Raw genomic sequence first — 16,553 nt, forward strand, 5'->3', positions numbered from 1 at the left:
CAGCGACGTTTAGATTTGAGGCTGCTGTGATGGCGAAGATAACTCTTTCGAACCTGCGCCATTCCTACATGCCCAACCCAATGGGTCCCGAAGATTATGCGCTGAAAGAAATAGATCTCGATTGGACCGACGGTGGTGCCTACGCGTTGCTTGGTCCATCGGGATGCGGGAAATCGACCTTGTTGAACATCATCTCCGGGCTGCTGACGCCGTCCGAGGGGCGAATTCTGTTTGACGATCGTGATGTCACCGACCTGCCGCCGGACAAACGTAACATTGCGCAGGTGTTTCAGTTCCCCGTGATCTACGACACGATGACCGTCCGGGAGAATCTGGCCTTTCCGCTGCGCAATCGCGGGCTGGACGAGGCCAAAATCACCGAGCGCGTGGCCGAAATCGCCTCCATGTTGGAAGTCGAGGAGATGCTCGATACCCGAGCGGCGCATTTGTCATCGGACAACAAGCAAAAGATTTCGATGGGGCGCGGTTTGGTGCGTGACGAGGTGAATGTGGTGATGTTTGACGAACCGCTCACCGTGATTGACCCGCACCTGAAATGGAAGCTGCGCTCAAAGCTGAAAGAACTGCACCAGCGTGTGCGCGCTACGATGATCTACGTCACCCATGATCAGACCGAGGCACTGACATTTGCCGATCAGGTCGTCGTGATGCAGGATGGAGAGGTGGTACAAATCGGATCGCCCGTGGATCTGTTTGAACGTCCCCAGCATACTTTCGTCGGCCATTTTATCGGCTCTCCGGGGATGAATGTACTGCCGGTTTCCGAAAACGCAGGCGTGGTAACATTGGAGGGTCACCCAGTGACATTGGAGGGCGCAATTTCCGGCCAGGGTGGCAAGATCGAATTGGGTATTCGCCCTGAATTCGTGTCGCTGGGCGACAGCGGCATTGCGGCCCGTATTCGCAAGGTGTCGGACGTCGGGCGCCATTCGGTTGTCGAGGCAATGGTTGGCGACATACCCGTAAAGGCCGTGGTCGAAGGTGCGGTGCCGGAACAGGGCGAAGCCGTACATCTGGTCCTCCGCCCAGATCAGACACGCCTGTACCGGGATGGATGGATTGCGACGGAGGCACGCACATGAAAACCGAAAATCAAAAGGCGTGGTTCTTTGTCCTACCGGTATTGCTGTTGGTCGCCTTCAATGCGCTAGTGCCGATCATGACAGTGGTCAATTACTCCGTCCAGGAGACATTCGGGAACAATGTCTTCTTCTGGCAAGGGCTAGATTGGTTCGAACAGATCTTGCGGTCGGACCGGTTTCACGCGGCTCTTGGGCGACAGTTCCTGTTCACCTTTCTCATCCTGATCATCGAGGTGCCCCTGGGGATCATCATTGCGCTGTCGATGCCGAAACAGGGGTTCTGGGTGCCCGTGTGTCTGGTCACCATGGCGCTGCCGATGCTGATCCCGTGGAATGTGGTCGGGTCGATGTGGAACATCTTTACCCTGCCGGGCATTGGTCTGTTGGGCTACTTCATGAACGATGTTCTGGGCGTGAACTATGACATGACCCAGCAACCGATTTCGGCTTGGGTAACAATCATCGTCATGGACGTGTGGCATTGGACGTCGCTGGTGGTATTGCTCAGTTATGCGGGTTTGGTTTCGATCCCGGACGCCTATTACCAGGCTGCCAAGATTGATGGCGCGTCGAATTGGAAGGTGTTTCGCTATATCCAACTGCCCAAGATGAAGACCGTGTTGACCATCGCGATCCTGTTGCGGTTCATGGACAGTTTCAACATCTATACCGAACCCTTCGTTCTGACCGGAGGCGGGCCGGGTAATTCGACAACCTTGTTGTCGATTGATCTGGTGAAAATCGCCCTGGGTCAGTTTGACCTTGGCCCCGCAGCAGCAATGTCGTTGATCTATTTCGCGATCACCTTGCTGGTCAGCTGGTTGTTCTACACGCTTATGACAAAGGATGACGAGCAATGAGAAAACGCTCCCTCATTCCGATCCTCTACATCCTGTTCCTGCTGCTGCCGATCTATTGGCTGGTCGCGATGAGTTTCAAGACTACCGGAGAGATCCTGTCGGGTTTCAGCCTGTTCCCGCAGACGTTCACGTTGGAGAATTATCGGGTCATTTTTACCGATCCGACCTGGTATTGGGGGTATATCAATTCGATCCTCTATGTGTCGCTGAATACGGTGATTTCTGTCGCCGTAGCGCTGCCTGCGGCCTATGCATTCTCGCGCTATCGGTTTCTGGGTGACAAACAATTGTTCTTTTGGTTGCTCACCAATCGCATGGCCCCGGCTGCGGTTTTTGCCCTGCCGTTCTTCCAACTCTATTCCTCGGTCGGGTTGTTTGACACCCATCTTGCCGTGGCCCTGGCCCATTGTCTGTTCAATATCCCGCTGGCCGTGTGGATATTGGAAGGCTTTATGGGGGGTGTTCCCAAAGAGTTGGACGAAACAGCCTATGTTGACGGGTATTCATTTCCCCGGTTCTTTGTGACCATATTCTTGCCAACGATCAAAGCCGGGGTAGGGGTGGCGGCATTCTTCTGTTTCATGTTCTCGTGGGTCGAATTGCTGCTTGCCAAGACCCTGACAGCGGTGGCGGCAAAACCAATCGCCGCGACGATGACCAAAACGGCGTCATCAGCGGGGTACGAGCTTGGTCTGCTGGCGGCTGCGGGGACGCTTACAATCATTCCCGGAGCCATCGTGATCTATTTCGTGCGAAACTATATAGCCAAGGGTTTTGCCCTGGGGAGAGTGTGATGAGATCCCTGTTTCTGACGGTTTTCCTGATCGCAGCCAACCCGGCTTTTGCGCAGACATGGGGCAATGTCGCCAAAAAGGAAGAGGAGACCGGGTTCGCCTGGACTGCCCCCTTGTGGCCGTCATTCTGGATGGCCTGGACCCCGGCCACTTTCCTGTTGTTTTGCGGAATCTTTGGCGCGATTGCCGTGATTGGCGTGTTGGAAGGCGTCCGGTACAAGGACGGATTGGAACGCAAGGGCATCCTGGGGTTGACGACGACCCTTGGGGATCGCCTGTTCATTTCACTCTTGGGGACTGCCTATATTTTCCTTGCCTGGCTTGGGTTTGTGGGGCAACCGCTGTGGTGGCCATTGGGGTTTGCCATCGGTTGGGTGGTGTTCTGTTTTAGAAAAGTGTGAGAATCCTCTTTGGAAAACGAAACTCTTAGTATCTACTCGCGTCACTAAAATGCGAGCGATGCCCCAGGATGGGACGGCAATGAGAGAGAAAAAGAAAAGCGAACTTCTGACGCAAGTCGAGTTGGAGTTCATGAACGAGCTTTGGGCCCTGGGTGAGGGAACGGTGCGCGATGTGCTGGACAACCTGCCCGAAGACAGGAACCTTGCCTATACTTCTGCCGCGACCATTCTGCGCATTCTGGAACAAAAAGAATTCGTCACCAGCCGCAAAGAGGGGAAACGACATGTGTATGTCCCCACGCTGGCCAAAGACACGTATCAATCCCGTTCGCTCAAAGATCTGTCAGTGAAACTGTTTGACGACACACCGGCGTCGCTAGTGGCACGGCTGGTGAATGATGACGAATTGACAGAGGAAGCATTGGGGCAAATCCGGGCACTTGTGGATCGGAGGTTGAAAAATGATACCGGGTGATGCGCTACTGGACGCTTTCATTGACGCCAATATCCTTTTCTGTGTGGCTTACACGATCTGGGTTGCGGTCCGGGAGGTCCTGTCACGGTTGGGTTTGAAACATGCTTATGGAACCCAGCTTAAGCTTCTGAACACTGTTTTCCTTGCCATAGTTGTTGCCCCTTTTGTCGCGCTCGCCTTTACCACTCTTCAACGTTCGGGGGTGGCGACCGAGGTGAACCTCAATCTTTCGGACAATGTCGTTGCGTATTATCTCAATGGCGGCTTTGAAATGAAAGCGTCCAAGTTCGAAGCCCTTGTCCAGATGCGCGATACGTTCACGCTCAATGTCATGAATGGTGCCGGCTGGATGGCTCTGGGTGCAATTCTGGTGTTTGTGGCCGGGTTTGCGGTCGGTGCCGTGCGGTTGATCTATTCGATGATCTGCCTGCGGCGGATCGTGGCGGACAGCTATGCCTGGCGCAGCTTTGGTCGTCTGAAGCTGCGGCTTTCAGATCGCACGCTTGTGCCGTTCTCGACGCGCGGATTGCGAAATTACTATGTCGTGATTCCATCGCATATGTTGGGTGACGAAAATGAAATGCGGGTCTCTATTGCCCACGAATGTCAGCATATCCGTCAGGGTGATCTGGAATGGGAAATCCTGCTGGAAGCGTTGAAACCGTTGTTTTTCTTGAACCCTGCCTATCATGCCTGGAAGCGCCAGGTCGAAAATTTGCGCGAACTGAACTGTGACAGCGAGGTACTGTCCCGTGGTCGGATCGATGTCCGCGCGTATTGTGATACGTTGTTGTCGGTCTGCCAAAAAACGCTGCGCCGCGACCGGGCGTTTGTGATTGCTGTCCCCAAGGTGACGCTGGTGACCGCTGACAGATCCGCGTTGCGGGATGGCAAGATGAGCTTTCTCGAACGCCGCATCAGTTCGCTTTTGAATGCACGTCGTCTGGCACATCCGAATTTGGTCTATCTTGCTGTGATCCTGCCGTTGGTGGCATCGGTGGCGTTGACGGCCGTGGCCATTCAGCGCCCGGGCGATTGGAGCCAGGACCGTCTGATGCTTTCGACCGTTGTGAACCTGGAACGTTTGGATGAAATCAATCGTCTTTCCACTTTTGGCCGGGTACGAAACTGAAGCCGGAGCGCCTGTGATCCCAGCACAATGGTCCCACGGCTCGGTCGGGACGGATGGTGATTGGGTCTAGGGGCTTGTGTGACGATACGATCGGGGTGTTACGCCGGTCCAACGTCGGAACGCCCGGTGAAAATTGGCAGCCGATGAAAACCCGACATCCTGAGAGATCTCTTCAATGCTCTTGCGTCCGGATTGCAGGTCACGAATGGCGATGTCCCTGCGCAACCCGTCCTTGATCTCCTGAAAGGATGTTCCTTCGGCTCCCAGCCGTCGTATCAGCGTTCTGGGGGTAACCTTGAGCATTTCTGCGGCTTCATTCAGGTGGCAGTTTTCCCAGTTGGATTGATACAGGAACTCACGGACCCGCAATGACTGACTGTGTTCCCGAAAACTTGTAAAGATCCAATCCCGGGGTGCGCGGTTGAGAAAATCATTCAGCTCCGAGGCGCTGCGCGTGCCGGGTAGCCCCAGTTTTTCAGGGGCAAAGGAAATGGCCGAAACCGGGGCGGAGAAACTGGCAGTCACCGGGAAAATGACCGAATAATCGGCGGCGAATGCGGGGCGTTCAAAGGCAAACTGAACAGCCACAACAGGCACCTCGTAACCGGCAAGCCAGGACATCAACCCATGCGCCAGTTTCAGGATGAGCAAATGTCCAAATCGTTGAACCGGTTGATCGGTGCAGGGCAGAAGGCGCAGAGAAATACGACCGCCTTCATCGACCAGTTCGAATTGGAAGTCATCCAGAAGCAAATTCCAGAAGGAAGAGAACCTGTAAAGCGCCGACGGCAAAGACGTTGCTTCGCGCACCGTTGTCAGCAGGTGTTGCAATGCTCTTGCGCGGATCGGGCGGCTCCACAGCCCCATCATTTCGTCTTCGGTTTCTATGGCGGCGATCTGATAGAGGCGAACGATGTGGTCCAAAGTGACCCGATGGACGAGACGCCCCTGATTTGTATGCATGCCAGAACGTTTGAGCATCGAAACCAGTTGGACTGGAGAGGTGCAGCTTTGCAAGGCTGTCAGCCAATCATCCACGAAATGCGACGAAACGGTCGCGATATTTGAAGGGTCAGAGTCTCTCATCACTGGCAGACTGTGATGTCTTTTGTCACTTTTGGAAAGGATTTTGTCCCTTATGGAAGTGGAACGGGAGTATTCCAACGCCTATTTGGCGGAATAGAACAATTTGCGGGATCAAAAACATGACTTACCAGGCGCCAATTCGCGATATTATGTTCAACATCGAGCATCTGTCCGGTTGGCCGCAGGTTACGTCTCTGGGCGTCTATAGCGACATTGATCAGACAGACGCCCAGGCCGCGCTCGAAGGGTTTGGTCGCTTTTGCGAAGATGTCATCGCCCCGTTGTCTACGATTGGTGATGAAACTGGTGCGCAGTTCAACGGCACACAGGTGGTGATGCCGCAGCCCTATGAACAGGCCTATGGTCAATTTGTCGAAATGGGTTGGCAAAGCCTGTCCCACCCAACCGAATTTGGCGGAATGGGGCTGCCCCGTGTTGTTGGTGCGGCGGCGACTGAGATGCTCAACGCTGCTGACATGAGTTTTGGATTGTGCCCGTTGTTGACGGATGGTGCGTCTCATGCCTTGTTGATCACCGGATCCGAAGATCAAAAGAAACGCTATCTGGAACCCCTGATTACCGGGCAATGGTCGGGGACGATGAACCTGACAGAGCCACAGGCCGGGAGCGACTTGGGACGGGTGCGCACTAAGGCCGAGCCGCAGAGCGACGGATCTTTTGCGGTATCCGGAACCAAGATTTTTATTACCTTTGGCGAACATGACCTGTCTGAAAACATCGTCCACCTGGTTCTTGCCCGGACGCCGGGGGCTCCTGCCGGCCCCAAAGGGTTGAGCCTGTTCATCGTTCCCAAATATCTGGTGCAGGATGACGGGTCGCTGGGGGATCGCAATGCGGTCACATGTGTCAGCATCGAACACAAACTGGGAGTGCGGGCGAGCCCGACGGCGGTGCTCGACTATGACAAGGCCACGGGCTTTTTGATTGGCGAAGAAAATCGCGGGCTCGAGTATATGTTTGTCATGATGACGTCGGCCCGGTTTTCGGTTGGTGTCCAGGGCATCGCCGTGTCTGATCGTGCGTATCAGCACGCTGTGACCTATGCGCAGGAGCGTCAGCAGAGCCGTCCGGTAGATGGCAGCAGCAAGGACGCCGTGCCAATTGTCCAGCACCCTGATGTGCGCCGAATGTTGCTCCGTATGCGCGCCTTGACCGAAGGTGGTCGGGCCTTGGCCGCCACCACGGCCGGATGGCTGGACATTGCCCATAACGGGGCCGAAGACTACAGGCGTGACGCAGATGCCATGGCCGAGTTCCTGGTGCCTCTGGTCAAAGGATATTGCACTGAACGCTCTGTCGAGGTCACGTCGCTGGGGGTCCAGGTGCACGGCGGTATGGGCTTTATCGAAGAAACCGGGGTTGCCCAGTTCTACAGGGACTCTCGCATTCTGCCGATCTACGAAGGCACGACTGCCATTCAGGCCAATGACCTTTTGGGACGCAAGGTGATGCGCGACAACGGGGACACTGCACGCCGGTTCTCGGGGATGGTTCAGGAGACCGTCGAAGAGTTGCGCAAGGGTAGCGCAAAGGCCAAAGGTATTGCCGATCGGCTGAGCGAGGCGCGGGATCTGTTCGAAACCAGCCTGGCGTGGTTGTTGGACACGGCACGGCGCGACCCCAACGCTGCATTTGCAGGTGGCGTTCCCTTTTTGATGCTTTCGGGAAATCTCGCCACGGCATGGCAATTGGGTCGATCCGCGGTGATCGCCGAAGCAAAACTGGCACAGGGCGAAGACGTGGAATTCATGTCTCAGAAAGTCGCGACCGCGCAATTCTATGCGCATCACATCCTTGTGGAATGCCATGCGGAATGCGCGCGGATCCTTCAGGGCAGCCCGAGCCTTTTTGACGATGGCATTCAGCTTTGAACATTGGAAATATCGTGACACAGCGCTGCGCTGAATAACCTGAAAGGTCGTAAACATGTCCGACACAATAAACCCTCAATCCTATGAGAAACTCGCCATCCAAGAGCGTGACAATGGTGTTTTTGTTGTAACGTTGAACCGGCCCAGCAAACGAAATGCGCTGGATGCCGCGACCATCGAAGAACTGGTCAGCTTTTTCAGCAATGCCCATCGGAACGGTGTCAAGGCGGTGGTTCTGGCCGGGAAGGGCGATCATTTCTGCGCAGGGCTCGATCTGGTTGAGCACTGGAAGGAAGACCGTAGCCCGGACGAATTCATGCATGTCTGCCTGCGCTGGCACGAAGCGTTCAACAAGATGGAATACGGTGGGGTCCCGATCATTGCGGCTCTGAAGGGGGCCGTTGTCGGGGGCGGCCTGGAACTGGCCAGCGCTGCGCATATCCGTGTGATCGACCAGACTGCCTATTTCGCGCTTCCCGAAGGGCAGCGGGGAATCTTTACGGGCGGCGGTGCCACCATTCGTGTCTCGGATATGATCGGCAAGACCCGGATGATCGACATGATCCTGATGGGCCGTGTCTATCAGGGACAAGAGGCGGTGAATTTGGGGTTGGCCCAATACATCACCGAAGGATCCAGCTTTGACAAAGCGTTGGAACTGGCTGACAAAGCCGCGCAAAACCTGCCGTTGACGAATTACGCCATTTGTTCTGCGATCAGCCATCTGAACAATATGTCCGGGATGGATGCCGCCTATGCCGAAGCCGTTGTGGCCGGGGTTGTGAACACGCAGCCTGCCGCCCGCGCGCGGCTGGAGGCGTTTGCCAATAAAACAGCAGCACGTGTGCGCCCCAACAGCTAATACCCTATTGGGGTTTGCACGGTCTAAATATGCACGGTCTGCATATGCACAGCGACTGTTTTGATGTGGCCGTGGCGGACCGGCCCCCCACTACGGCGAGGGGCGTTGAACGGCTATGACTGACCGGATGGGTATGAACCGCCCGTCCGGTCGACAAAGAGCCAGCCGCAGCATCTTGATCGCGGTTCGAGTTCAAGTCGAGCTATCCAAACCACCTAGGCCAGCAGATCGAACACATCGCCGCCGATCTGGATGTTGATCGAACTCTGACCACCGCCATCGACCAGCGCCCAGATGATCTGTTCGGTGGGTTTGTAGATTACGAACGCCTCCTGCACCGCATCATCGCCCGACCGTTCGCCGGCAGCATTGGCGGTGTGGGCCAGGTTGACCTGGAAGTCACTGGCTGTGGCCGCAGCCCCGCCCCACAGCAGCACATCGCCGTCGGCTGCCACATAATCCTGTACCCAGTCAGACCCGTGATCGGCGATCCCGATGTGAAAGAATTTATCCGCCCCGGATCCACCGTTGATCCGGTCGTGGCCAAAGCCACCGTTGACAAAATCATTCCCCGCGCCGCCAAACACCAGATCGGAAAACGCCGAGCCGGTGATCACGTCATCCCCCTCCTGGCCCTGCAGCTCGTCCACACCTGCACCCCCGGCAATGGTGTCATTGCCACCCTGGCCAAACACCAGGTCATTGCCCGCACCTGCGTCGATATTGTCATTGCCACCCCCGGCATAGATCACATCGCGCAGATCACCTGCGGCTGGCCCACCGATGATCCGGTCATCGCCGTCGCCACCGTTGAGCGTATCCGCCCCGGGTCCGCCATCCAGCGTATCATTGCCGCCTTCGCCCACCAGACGGTCATTGCCGCTGTTGCCCGAGAGGGCGTCTGCAGCCGCCGTCCCGACCCGGTCCACGGGCGGATCGGTTGGTTCCGGGATCAAATCGCCAGCTGCGACCCTTTGATCGGAGAATTGAAAAAACTCCACGCCCCGGATGTCATCGGTTTCGGACCCAAAGCTGATTTGAAACCCGCTGGAAGTCGCTGTCGCGGTTACATCGGCAAAGGCCACGGAAAAGACCGCCGTATCCGTGCCGCTGCCGCCGATCAGAAGATCATTGCCGCTGCCCCCGTCAAGCCGGTCATCACCAATGCCGCCATCCAACGTGTCGTTGCCCCCCAACCCGTTGATCGTGTCATTTCCGCCCAATCCGGGCAGTTCGTCCGACCCGGTCGTTGAACCGGTAATCTGGTCCGCATCGGCCAGCATGAGGCTGGCCGCCTCGAACAGATTGTCGTTGATCTCCACCGCGCGATAAACGGCATTGGCGTCCACTGACATGCCGGTGATGCTGTAAAACAAAACGCCGCCCCTGAATTCGGAATAGGATCTCAGCGTGCCGAATACGTCACCGGTCGGAGAATAGGTGAAGCTGCCGCCATATGTTTCGGACCTGAAGCCATCTGAAAACCGGATCTGCGTCGCAGTTGCCGCCAGCAGATCTCCATCCCAATTCTCAAGACTTGAAAGGCGAAGTTCAGAATTTACCGTGATCGTTGCCATATCGAATGTCCCCCAGTAGTCGTGTACCTTATGAAGTTGGCGTGTCCCGGCATGATACCTCGAAACCAGCCAAAAGTCACATTGGGGGCCTATGGCAGCGCTCACAGTTGCGGCAGATTATGGTTCAGGCCAACAGGTCGAACACATCACCGTCGATCTGGAGGTTGATCGAACTCTGACCGCCGCCATCAACCAGCGCCCAGATAATCTGTTCGGTGGGTTTGTAAATCACGAAGGCCTCTTGGACTGCGTCATCGCCTGACCGTTCCCCGGCGGCATTGGCGGTATGGGCCAGGTTGACCTGGAAATCGCTGGCCGTTGCCGGACCGCTACCCCACAGCAGTACATCGCCGTCCGCGGCCACATAGTCCTGCACCCAGTCCGATCCGTGCCCCAGAACGCCCGCGTGAAAGAATTTATCCGCCCCGGAGCCACCGTTGATGCGGTCATGACCAAAGCCGCCGTTGACAAAATCGTTGCCCGCGCCGCCAAACACCAGATCGGAAAACGCCGAGCCAGTGATCACGTCATTACCGTTCTGACCCTGCAATTCGTCCACCCCAGCGCCCCCGGCAATGGTGTCATCGCCATCCTGACCGAAGACCAAATCATTGCCCGCGCCCGCATCCACACTGTCATTGCCATCGCCTGCATAGATGATGTCGCGCAGATCTTCGGGCGATAACCCGCCAAGCAACGTGTCGTGCCCCTCGCCACCGTTCAAGGTGTCCGCCCCTGCCTGGCCATTGATAAAGTCATCACCCTCAAGACCAACCAGCCGGTCATTGCCAGCAAAGCCACTGATAGCATCATCAAATTCCGAACCCGTCACCACGTCATCTGCCGGAGTGCCCGGAAGATCATAAAACGCGTTAAACCGATGAAAAACATGATCGTTAAACACGACTGAGTCGTGCGAGGCACTGTCAATTTCGCGCGTTTCATACACTCCCCAAGATACGATCACACCGCCATCAGCAAGTGGGGCCACCATCAGGCCTCCCAGGTTGCGGGTGGCGAAGTCCGCATGATCCGGTTCGGGAACTAGGATCTCGCCGCCAGTTGGGGCCCCAGTAGCGTCAAAGTTCTGTAGGTACAGCTTTTCGGCGTCTGCGCCTGTGGCGGATGCATCCACGCTGCGCCAGGTAATCGCATGCCCATCCACGCCCAGCCCGGTCACAGCCGGAAAAATCTGGTTGCCGTCCCGGGTGGTGTTGATGACCGTTGGCCCCTCGCCGACAATTTCGCCCGACGACGTTATGCGCAAGGACATGATGTCACCGTTGAACGCGTCGTTGTATATGGTCCCGACGCCCTGGGCCCAGCTCAGCTGAAGATCGCCACCATCTAAACCAGTCGCAACAACCTCATTCAGATAGTGTGGCGTTGTCAGGATTGTCACAGGCAGCAGATCGACCGCCGTACCGCTGGCATCGAACCTTTGGCTCAGGATACGTGTACTTCCGCCGTCGTCCGTAAATTGCGCCATGACCAGAACAAATCCGCCGTCGGCACTTTCGACCAACGTCGCAGATGCAAGTGAACTGGACGTCAATTCACGCGGCTCAACCAACGCATCCGGGTTGGTGGTATCCTGAATCACCAGGTTCAATGATATCGAGTCGGGATTAGATGCGCTGTACAAAAGCCCGATCTTTCCGTCACTCAAGCGGACACTATCGATGAGGCTCAGGCCGGTGAGCCCGGACAAACCAGACGGGATTGGCAGATCAACGGACGCAACCAGATCGCCCATGTCATTATACGTATTGTGCTGGACACCTCGGACGGGCGGGTTCGGAAAGGTGCCGGTGCTTTCCAGACGCTCGAAAACGACCGTAAACCCGCCATCTGCCAGCGGGATCGTATGATGCTGCCCGGGCCAAGTACCTGCTGTGGTCTCTAACGAGAACGCAGAACCAACGGCAGTGCCATAGGCGTCATATCGTTGAGCAAAGAGATCGTTGATCTCAGCGTTGGTCGTGGTTCCAATTGCTGCATTGGTATTGACATCACTTTCCTGCCAGATCGCAACAAAACCACCATCGGACAGCCCCGTGACCTTGAGATTGATTGGCTGCGAGCGCGCAATTGTATTTGCAATTAACTGCGGCTCGCCAACCTCGCCTAGAATACGCTGTGTGGATTCTGTGATGGGCATAAGGACGCTCCTTGGTTTTGGCAGATCCAGATCAGAGCGCCAATCTCGTAGCCTCGCACACTTGTTAAGTTTCGATCAACAGACATACCCGTTTCGGATATGTTCGCCCCGCGCGACACCCGCATTTCGGGAGTCGTCACAGAGCGACTTTCGATCAGGACGCAGCCTCCCGCGTTGTCAAACGAGCAGATCGAATGTATCGCCGCCGATCTGGATGTTGATCGAACTCTGACCGCCGCCATCAACCAGCGCCCAGATGATCTGTTCGGTTGGTTTATAGATGACAAAGGCCTCCCGCACTGCGTCATCGCCTGACCGTTCGCCCGCGGCATTGGCGGTGTGGGCCAGGTTGACCTGAAAATCGCTGGCCGTGGCTGGTCCGCCCCCCCACAGCAGCACATCGCCGTCTGCGGCCACATAATCCTGTACCCAGTCCGATCCGTGATCGGCGATCCCGACGTGAAAGAACCTGTCCGCGCCGGTGCCGCCGTTGATGCGGTCATGGCCAAAGCCGCCGTTGACAAAATCATTGCCCGCGCCGCCAAACACCAGATCGGAAAACGCCGACCCGGTGATCACGTCATCCCCGTCCTGACCTTGCAGGTCATCAACACCCGCGCCACCGGCGATGGTGTCGTTGCCCGCCTGGCCAAACACCTGGTCGTTGCCCGCGCCCGCGTCCACGCTGTCATCGCCCGCTCCGGCATAGATCACGTCACGCAGATCGTCCCTTGCCACACCGCCCAGGATCACGTCGTCGCCATCTCCGCCATTGAGCGTATCGGCTCCGGGCCCACCATCGAGGCTGTCATTGCCTCCCGCACCCACCAGCCGATCATTGCCGTTGCCGCCGCGAATGTCGTCCCCGGCTTCGGTTCCAGACACAGAGTCGTTTCCATCAAATGCCCGGTGTGGGCCTGCGTCAGTCAGTACGACCTCGTCATCGCCATCCGAAAACTGAAAAGACACGAGATCGTCCGAAAAGATCGTGACATCGACTTCGGCGAGACGGCTCGTGTCTGATGCCGAACTGCCCAATGCGATCTGAAAGGTTTCATCCGGTTCCAGACCACGATCGCCGAATATGTCGAATGATATCGTCTTTTGGGTCTCTCCGGCACCAAAGGACACAGGCTCGGGAGAGATGAAGCCAAAATCTTGAAACCGCGTCGCAGTCCCGTCGACTGTTCGATAATAGACAGTTTCGGCTTGCAGATTGCCGCTGCGTTCAATGGTCAGCTCTACCGTTTTTGTGCCGGAGTTGCCTTCAAGGATATCCGGAACCGGTCCAAACGTATAAACGGCGGGTTCGGAATCATTGTCGACAATCGTGAAATCAAATCTCGTAATGTAGCTTGCGAGACGTGGCGGGTAGTAGCTGTCTTCACTCAACTGCAGCGCAAAAAGCTCATCTCCCTCAAACCTTGTGTCGTCAGTTGTTGAAATGGTTACGAACTTGCTCGTCTCTCCGGTGTTGAACATCAACCATTGATTGGAGATGATCGAGTGGTCGCCGTCATTTTCAGAGTATGAACCACCCGAAATTGTGTTGAGGGTCAGGATTTCGAAATTGGTATTCGTACGGGTGACCGCAAAAATAATGTCTCGACCTTCCGCGACTGAAGCGGAGCTGGGGCCAATAATTTGATATGTCATTTTACCTCCAATAGTCGTTCACAATACCGGCTCTTTCAAGTGAGGCTTAGGCCAGCAGATCGAATGTATCGCCGCCGATCTGGATGTTGATCGCGCTTTGGCCGCCGCCATCGACCAGCGCCCAGATGATCTGTTCGCTGGGCTTGTAGATCACAAACGCCTCCTGCACGCCGTCATCGCCTGACCGTTCGCCCGCGTCATTGGCAGTATGGGCCAGGTTGACCTGGAAATCGCCGGCGGTGGCGGCACCGCCCCCCCAGAGCAGCACATCGCCGTCCGCGGCCACATAATCCTGCACCCAGTCCGACCCGTGTCCTTCGACGCCGACGTGAAAGAACTTGTCCGCGCCCGACCCGCCGTTGATCCTGTCATGACCAAAGCCGCCGTTGACAAAATCATTGCCCGCGCCGCCAAACACCAGATCGGAAAACGCCGAGCCGGTGATCACGTCATCCCCGTCCTGACCCTGTAGGTCATCAACACCCGCGCCACCGGCGATGGTATCGTTGCCCGCCTGGCCAAACACCTGATCATTGCCGGCACCTGCGTCGATGCTGTCATCGCCCGCTCCGGCATAGATCACATCGCGTAGATCATCCGCCGCTGGCCCGCCGATGATAACATCGTTGCCTTCGCCCCCATTCAGTGTATCCGCGCCGGGCCCACCATCAAGGCTGTCATTGCCCGCGTCGCCCAACAGACGGTCATTGTCGCCCAACCCCAGGATGGTGTCATCACCCGCCGTTCCGGTCAGAACATCCGGATTGGGCGAGCCGGTGATCGGAGCGCTTCCGCCATCGCCACTGTGCAAAGGTGTGTCGTCCCCAGGCAGAACCAGCTCGGTGACAAGACCGCCAACGATGATGGCCGTGTTGTTGTCCGTGCGCACAAAGTCATCCGCTGACCAGTTATAGGCGCTCGTCAACAGGCTCAGCTCGGTCCCGTCATTGGCAAACTCTTTTAGTCGTCCTTCGTTCAGGGCCGGTGCCGAAAACGTCAGAACCGAATACCCGATCACGAAACCGTTTTCCGTGGCGGTGACGATAGGCATGTCCTGTCTGTCGCGGGTTTCTTCGGTGTTGACCAACGTCGTTTCCCGGATTTCTGCCCCGGATGCGGAAAGGATTTTGAACCAGACCGACGTTTGGCTGTCATCGCCTGAGCCAGCATTGTTTTCGACCCAGACGACCAACAGGTTCCCATCGCTCAGGCGTTCGAGCTGAACCGCAGGTGTATTGCCGAGACCGGTGTTGTCCGGGTTGCCAATATCAATGACATCCCCGACCGCCGTGCCATCGTAACTGTAGAACCGCAAGGCGGCAGGCGCGCCGCTGCCCACGGTCCGGGCCGCGCCCACGGCAAAGACACCGTCCAGACCCACAGTGCTCCAGCTCAATTGTTCTCCGAAAACACCGCCCACAAACCGATCAAAACCGGGGTTTCCAACCGAGGTCACCAGTGCCCCATCATTGTCCATCAGCGACAGACCCATCCAGTTGTGGATCAAAATATTGCCATCAGGCAGGGAATAGGCATGGTGCAACATGGTTTGGTCGGTGGCCGACAAAGGGCCTTCTGTCAGCTCCTCGGCGGGCGCGACAGCAGCGCCAGTGGCAGCGTCCAGTGTGATCTTCCAGTTCGAGATGGTCACAGGCAGCGGATCGGCATCCCGGATCTGATAGAACAGGGTCATGCTGCCGTCTGTGTTATCATGCAGATGATATGTGGTGAGATTGCCCAGGCCAAGTCCGCTGGCGTCGGCAAATTCAACCGTGTCAAACACCAGCCCGTCATCATTCACAGACGAGATCCGGTTGCCGTTGACTGTGACCGCTGCGTCGCCGACCCGATAGGTTCGCCCACTCCCCAGTCCCATCACAGAAGGCGTGCCATCAATCGAAATTGTCATACTAATAACTCCCTGAAAATCCGTACAGGATGTCCCCACGCAGAAAAATACGGCTGCTCATATGAGCAAAAGGAACGCAGGACACACCGGTATTTTGAACACCCTTTGACTCCATGTGACGGATTTGCGCTTTCTGCGTCAAGGTTTTCGCGGTTTCTGCCGCGCCGGGGGGCAGACAGTCGGTTGCCTGTCCCCGCAGGTTCTGGGCCAAAATGGACGCCCGGAAAGGTAGGCGGAAATTGCCGTCCCACATGGTTTTCGATCGGAGTCCAAAAGCTGCCTTGCAGAACCGTGTTGAGACCGGCGGAGTGGTGTCGCAGAACGCCCCGCAGGCGGTGAAACGGATCTGTGTTGGAAAATCAGGGTTTTCAGTGGTGTCAGAACCTTGCTCGACACTGTTCAGACAGGTCTTTTTCGTAAAGAGACGCTGACTTTTTCCTCGTTCGGTGGTGGCTGGGTTCGGTGGCGGCTGGTTTCGTTGGGCGGACACCGGTTTTGCAGACGACCCAGAGCGCGCATTTGATGGTGATCCTGGCCTTGGTTGCGGCGAATTGAGGCGGTGGCAGGAAAGACCTTGCCTCGCTGCTGCAATTTTATCTATAAAACGCAAAACCCCCGAGGGGCCCCTGAAAAGTTATCTATATT

Annotated in this window: 14 protein-coding genes; 8 read left to right on the plus strand and 6 right to left on the minus strand. The window is 56.5% G+C overall.

The genetic code is table 11. The annotated features are described in order from the left end of the window. Positions 1-29 precede the first annotated feature (29 nt). From K3727_06440 to K3727_06465, 6 genes are all read left to right on the plus strand, one after another. Complete coding sequence (locus tag K3727_06440; GenBank protein ID UWQ92426.1) at positions 30-1,103, plus strand: ABC transporter ATP-binding protein; 1,074 nt, start codon at positions 30-32, stop codon at positions 1,101-1,103. Next, positions 1,100-1,963, plus strand: a complete 864-nt coding sequence (locus K3727_06445; protein UWQ92427.1) for a sugar ABC transporter permease — start codon at positions 1,100-1,102, stop codon at positions 1,961-1,963. The genes K3727_06440 and K3727_06445 overlap by 4 nt, the downstream gene beginning before the upstream one ends. Further along, positions 1,960-2,757: a carbohydrate ABC transporter permease gene (locus tag K3727_06450; GenBank protein UWQ92428.1), complete on the plus strand. Its 798-nt coding sequence runs from the start codon at positions 1,960-1,962 to the stop codon at positions 2,755-2,757. The genes K3727_06445 and K3727_06450 overlap by 4 nt, the downstream gene beginning before the upstream one ends. Then, positions 2,757-3,158 (plus strand): DUF2160 domain-containing protein, encoded by a 402-nt coding sequence (locus K3727_06455; protein ID UWQ92429.1) that lies wholly within the window; start codon positions 2,757-2,759, stop codon positions 3,156-3,158. Before K3727_06450 ends, K3727_06455 begins: the two co-directional genes overlap by 1 nt. Before the next feature lie 79 nt (positions 3,159-3,237). Next, positions 3,238-3,633: a BlaI/MecI/CopY family transcriptional regulator gene (locus K3727_06460; protein UWQ92430.1), complete on the plus strand. Its 396-nt coding sequence runs from the start codon at positions 3,238-3,240 to the stop codon at positions 3,631-3,633. Further along, positions 3,620-4,765, plus strand: coding sequence for a M56 family metallopeptidase (locus K3727_06465; GenBank protein ID UWQ92431.1), 1,146 nt, complete (start codon positions 3,620-3,622; stop codon positions 4,763-4,765). The genes K3727_06460 and K3727_06465 overlap by 14 nt, the downstream gene beginning before the upstream one ends. A 66-nt stretch (positions 4,766-4,831) precedes the next feature. Here the strand turns inward: K3727_06465 and K3727_06470 are convergent, their stop codons facing one another. Then, the gene (locus tag K3727_06470; protein UWQ92432.1) at positions 4,832-5,851 is read right to left on the minus strand and encodes an AraC family transcriptional regulator; all 1,020 of its coding nucleotides are present in this window, start codon (positions 5,849-5,851) and stop codon (positions 4,832-4,834) included. A 119-nt stretch (positions 5,852-5,970) separates the two neighbouring features. On the opposite strand from K3727_06470, the gene K3727_06475 reads away from it, so the two are divergent. Continuing rightward, positions 5,971-7,743: an acyl-CoA dehydrogenase gene (locus tag K3727_06475; protein UWQ92433.1), complete on the plus strand. Its 1,773-nt coding sequence runs from the start codon at positions 5,971-5,973 to the stop codon at positions 7,741-7,743. A 55-nt stretch (positions 7,744-7,798) separates the two neighbouring features. Continuing rightward, positions 7,799-8,605, plus strand: a complete 807-nt coding sequence (dmdD, locus tag K3727_06480; GenBank protein UWQ92434.1) for a methylthioacryloyl-CoA hydratase — start codon at positions 7,799-7,801, stop codon at positions 8,603-8,605. Between the two features lie 215 nt (positions 8,606-8,820). Here the strand turns inward: dmdD and K3727_06485 are convergent, their stop codons facing one another. From K3727_06485 to K3727_06505, 5 genes are all read right to left on the minus strand, one after another. Continuing rightward, the gene (locus K3727_06485) at positions 8,821-10,182 is read right to left on the minus strand and encodes a hypothetical protein (GenBank protein ID UWQ92435.1); all 1,362 of its coding nucleotides are present in this window, start codon (positions 10,180-10,182) and stop codon (positions 8,821-8,823) included. 124 nt (positions 10,183-10,306) lie between these two features. Beyond that, a complete protein-coding gene (locus K3727_06490; protein UWQ92436.1) occupies positions 10,307-12,343 on the minus strand; it encodes a hypothetical protein in 2,037 nt (678 codons plus the stop codon). 177 nt (positions 12,344-12,520) lie between these two features. Then, positions 12,521-13,999, minus strand: a complete 1,479-nt coding sequence (locus tag K3727_06495; protein UWQ92437.1) for a hypothetical protein — start codon at positions 13,997-13,999, stop codon at positions 12,521-12,523. 46 nt (positions 14,000-14,045) lie between these two features. After that, entirely contained in the window at positions 14,046-15,908 is a 1,863-nt protein-coding gene (locus tag K3727_06500) for a hypothetical protein (GenBank protein ID UWQ92438.1), read from the minus strand. 1 nt (position 15,909) lies between these two features. After that, positions 15,910-16,398 carry a hypothetical protein gene (locus K3727_06505; GenBank protein UWQ92439.1) on the minus strand — a complete coding sequence of 163 codons (489 nt, stop codon included), beginning with the start codon at positions 16,396-16,398 and terminating at the stop codon, positions 15,910-15,912. Positions 16,399-16,553 lie beyond the last annotated feature (155 nt).

The sequence above is a fragment of the Rhodobacteraceae bacterium M382 genome, assembly GCA_025141015.1.
Classification (GTDB): Bacteria; Pseudomonadota; Alphaproteobacteria; order Rhodobacterales; family Rhodobacteraceae; genus Aliisedimentitalea; species Aliisedimentitalea scapharcae.